We start from the raw sequence: 4,022 nt of genomic DNA, 5'->3' as shown, positions 1-4,022 counted from the left end.
CACCTGCCACCCTTGCCGTCCATGATGGCCGCATTAACGCTGCTGGCCAATCATGAGCCTGCGTATACCGCAACACTTCGGGAACTGGCCCACCATGCCATCGAGGAGGGGGTCGGCGTCTGGCTGGCGCTGCTCCGATACTGGCGAAGCGATACCGAAGACGGCGAACGCGGGCAGCAACGCCTCGAGCTGTTCGGAGGACAGTTAGCCACCCGCGGCTATCACCGGCTGGAGCAGGACATCGCCGACCTGCTCCATCAGCAATACCGTCAGCCGGCGCCCCCTCTGCCTCATCCGCTGAGCGCCCTGTATCGGCGCAGGGCGTCATGGGAATACGCCCTGGACGCCCTGAGCCAGCTGACGGCGGCGGAAAACACCAATACGTCCCGCATGGCCTGGTTTTTGACCCTGCACCGGTACGAGCTGACGCTGGAGCCACGGGAGCAAAAATACAACCGGGACGGCTGGACCAAAGGGCGCCCGCTGTCCCTCAAACGCCTCAACGACGCGGCCGACACCCTGCCCTGGCTGCTGGCGCAGGACCGGCAGGCGTTGCGACACATTCATTACACCTCGGCGTATTCCTTTTACGGGCACAGCGGCACCTACACGCTGGATGCCGAAGCCGCCTTGCCGGCGCTGGTTGGCCACCCGGCGGTGTTCTGGCAGGACGCCCCGGACGTACGCATCGACATTGAACCCGGGCAGGTGACGCTGGTGATAACGGAGGCGGGGGAGAGTCTCGCCCTCACGCTCCCCCGCCGGGCATCAGCGACAGCCGCGGGCTGCTATGGGAAAAAGAAACGCCGACCCGCCTGGTGGTGTATCCGGTCAGTGACGAACATCGCAAGATAGCCGGCATTCTCGGCAGGGAGCTGCGCATCCCGGCTACCGCCCGCGATCGGGTCCTGCAGTCGGTGTCGTCCATCGCGCCCCTGCTGCCGGTTCTGGCCAATCTGCCCGAGCTGACGGCCCACATTCCGCATGTCCCCCCGGATGAAAAGCTGTATGCGCATCTGCTGCCGCTTGGCGAGGGGCTGCGTCTGCAGCTGCGGGTTCACCCGTTGCCAAACGGCGCCGCCTTCCCGCCAGGGCGGGGCGGCGACATCGTCAACGGCGAGCACGACGGCCAGGCGATACAAACCCGCCGCGACCTGCCGGCAGAACAACAGCGGCTGCAGCAGGTACTGGCGACTTGCCCGATCCTCGATACATCGGCAACGGACACCACCGAATGGCAGCTGACCGATACCCAGGACGCCCTGGAGGCACTGACGCAACTGCGCACAATTGACCCGGCGCAGCTTGAATGCGTCTGGCCGGAAGGTGAACGCCTGCGTCTGGGCGGACGTCGCGATATGCAGGCCCTGAAATTGCATGTCCGCCGGCAGGGCGAGTGGTTTGCACTGTCCGGCGAACTGGCGCTGGATGACGGCAAGGTGTTGCAGCTGCGCCAGGTACTGACACTCCTGCAGGAAAGCCGCGGCCGGTTCATCCGCCTCGGCGAGCAGGACTGGCTGGCACTGGATAATCAGCTGCGCCAGCGCCTGCAGCAGATAGCCCTGCTGGCCGGTGACAGTGACTCTCTCACGCTCAATACGCTGACGCTGCCGATGTTGAAAACGCTCGCCGATGAAGCCAGGCATCTTGACGGTGACGCCGACTGGCGCCGGCAGCTGCGCGGGCTTGAGGACAGGGAAAAACATCAGCCCGTGGTACCGTCCACGCTGAAAGCCGAACTGCGCGACTACCAGCAGGGCGGCTTCTGCTGGCTGTCCCGGTTGGCGCAGTGGGGTGTCGGCGCCTGCCTGGCCGATGACATGGGGCTGGGGAAAACCCTGCAGGCACTGGCCCTGCTGCTCGAACGCGCCCCGGGCGGCCCACAACTGGTGGTGGTTCCCACGTCCCTTGCCGGCAACTGGCTGAGCGAAAGTGAACGGTTCGCCCCCACACTCCGTCTGCGGGACTATCGGCGCCGGCGCGAGATAACGGACGTGGGTGCCTTCGATGTGGTGGTGGTCAGTTATGGCCTGCTGCTGCAGGATGCGCAGACGTTTGCCGACCGGCAGTGGCACAGCGTGGTGCTGGATGAAGCGCAGGCCATCAAGAACGCACAGACCCAACGGGCGCGCGCCGTGATGGCGCTGAAGGCGGATTTCCGGCTGGCACTGAGCGGCACGCCGATAGAAAATCACCTGGGTGAACTGTGGAGCCTGTTCCGCTTCCTCAACCCGGGTCTGTTGGGTGGTCTGAAGCCGTTCAATCAACGATTTGCGACGCCGATTGAGCAGGGTGACCGGTTGGCCGGTACCACGCTTAAGCAGCTGCTTAAGCCGTTTATCTTGCGCAGAACCAAATCGCAGGTACTGGACGAATTGCCGCCGCGCACCGATATCCTTCACACCATTCCTCTGAATGACGAGGAACGACACTGGTACGAGGCCTTGCGCCAGCAGGCAGTCGCGCGGCTGGACAGTGGCGGTGACGACATCAAACCGCTGCAGGTGCTGACGGAAATCACCCGGTTGCGCCGGTTCTGCTGCCACCCGTCACTGGTGCTGGATAACCTCCCGCTGGCAGGCAGCAAACTGACGGCCTGTCTGGATATCATCGCCGAGCTGCAGGAAAACCACCACAAGGCCCTGGTATTCAGCCAGTTCGTCGACCATCTGACGCTGTTGCGCACGGCGTTGGATGAACGGGGCATCGCCTGTCAATACCTGGACGGTTCAACCCCGCCGACCGAACGGGAGAAGCGGGTGGCCGCGTTCCAGTCCGGCGAGGGCGACCTGTTCCTGATAAGCCTGAAGGCCGGCGGTACCGGACTCAACCTGACGGCCGCCGATTACGTCATTCATCTCGATCCCTGGTGGAACCCGGCCGTTGAGGACCAGGCCAGCGACCGCGCCTATCGAATAGGACAGGAGCGCCCGGTCACGGTATACCGTCTGGTGATGGAAGACACCATCGAGGAACAGATGGTCGCCCTGCACGGCCGAAAGCGCCAGTTGGCTGAGGACTTGCTGGCCGGTAGCGACGGTGTGAGCCGGCTGGACACCCAGGCCCTGCTGGCGGTACTGCGGGGAAACCCGACGTGATGACCGTGGCGACATGTTGGCAGATCCCCGTGCCGTTTATATTACGACAAAAGGAATGAGCCGTGACTGAACAGGAACTGTATGTTCATGCCGTATCGTTGCTGGCAAAGAAAAATTACGCCTCTGGCGAGATGCATCGCCAGCTGAGCCGACTGACCGAAAGCACGGGGGATATCGAGCGCGTTTTACGTCGCCTGACCGATAACCACGCGCTTAATGATGCTCAGTTACTTGCTTATCTTTTTGATAAACATGTTAAAAAAATGCACGGCCCCACGCGAATAAAACAAGAGATGCGCCAGAAAGGATTTCCCGCGGCATTGATAGAGCAAGGTATTGATAACGGTGACATTGACTGGTATCAGTTAGCCAAAGCTGCCCGTATCAAGAAATTTGGTGAAGCATTACCCTCAGAGCCAAAGGAAAAAAACAGACAAATCAGGCATCTTCAGTATAAGGGATTCACGATGGACATGATCTTTGAGGCGTTAGGTTAACCCTGATTTCAATTTTGACTTCGATAGAGGAGAGGCCGGAACCCTATGCGCATTCCAGAAAATGCCATTTTATCAACCCTGAAAAACGGTGGGTGTATCAAGAGCTTTTACCGGCGAGCGGCACGGAATCCCCGTCAGGAAAAATCAATGCTGGCCGACGGTTATGTGCTGGAGTCATCGGTTGACGGGGACGAAATTATTCTGAGTCATGCCGATTTTTTATCGGTAAAAACAAAGTTGGCAGAAACAGAAACCTGGGAGCAAGTAGTGGGGAGCATACTTTTCGGAGGAAGCACCTGGATGTTATGTCATGAACTTGATGGTTAGGAAACTCAATCGGCCCTTATTGGGTTTCCTAACCATGAGCAGGGGCAAGGACGAACCCCATATGGTGTGGGCTGTCGCAGAGTAATGTGGAAAAATGCCA

The 4,022-nt window shown here is 60.4% G+C and carries 3 protein-coding genes and 1 pseudogene; all 4 read left to right on the top strand.

Annotation, left to right across the window (positions count from 1 at the left end):
* Positions 1-855 (top strand): annotated as a pseudogene (locus H5P17_RS26780) (ATP-dependent helicase); the annotation flags it as partial.
* Positions 822-3,098, top strand: a complete 2,277-nt coding sequence (locus H5P17_RS26865) for a DEAD/DEAH box helicase (protein WP_370570068.1) — start codon at positions 822-824, stop codon at positions 3,096-3,098. The pseudogene H5P17_RS26780 and the gene H5P17_RS26865, both read left to right, overlap by 34 nt.
* A gap of 62 nt (positions 3,099-3,160) precedes the next feature.
* Positions 3,161-3,595: a regulatory protein RecX gene (locus tag H5P17_RS26205; protein ID WP_182825887.1), complete on the top strand. Its 435-nt coding sequence runs from the start codon at positions 3,161-3,163 to the stop codon at positions 3,593-3,595.
* A 45-nt stretch (positions 3,596-3,640) separates the two neighbouring features.
* Positions 3,641-3,922, top strand: a complete 282-nt coding sequence (locus H5P17_RS26200; RefSeq protein ID WP_182825886.1) for a cytoplasmic protein — start codon at positions 3,641-3,643, stop codon at positions 3,920-3,922.
* Positions 3,923-4,022: the final 100 nt, after the last annotated feature.

The organism is Serratia sp. OS31 (assembly GCF_014164835.1).
Taxonomy (GTDB): Bacteria; Pseudomonadota; Gammaproteobacteria; order Enterobacterales; family Enterobacteriaceae; genus Serratia; species Serratia liquefaciens_A.
The sequence above is the reverse complement of the archived record's forward strand: the minus strand, read 5'-3'. Positions and strand labels throughout refer to the sequence as shown.

Bases quoted from the DNA above. Each gene is read 5' to 3' on its own strand.
- H5P17_RS26200 (WP_182825886.1), top strand. From the start codon at position 3,641: ATGCGCATTCCAGAAAATGCCATTTTATCAACCCTGAAAAACGGTGGG.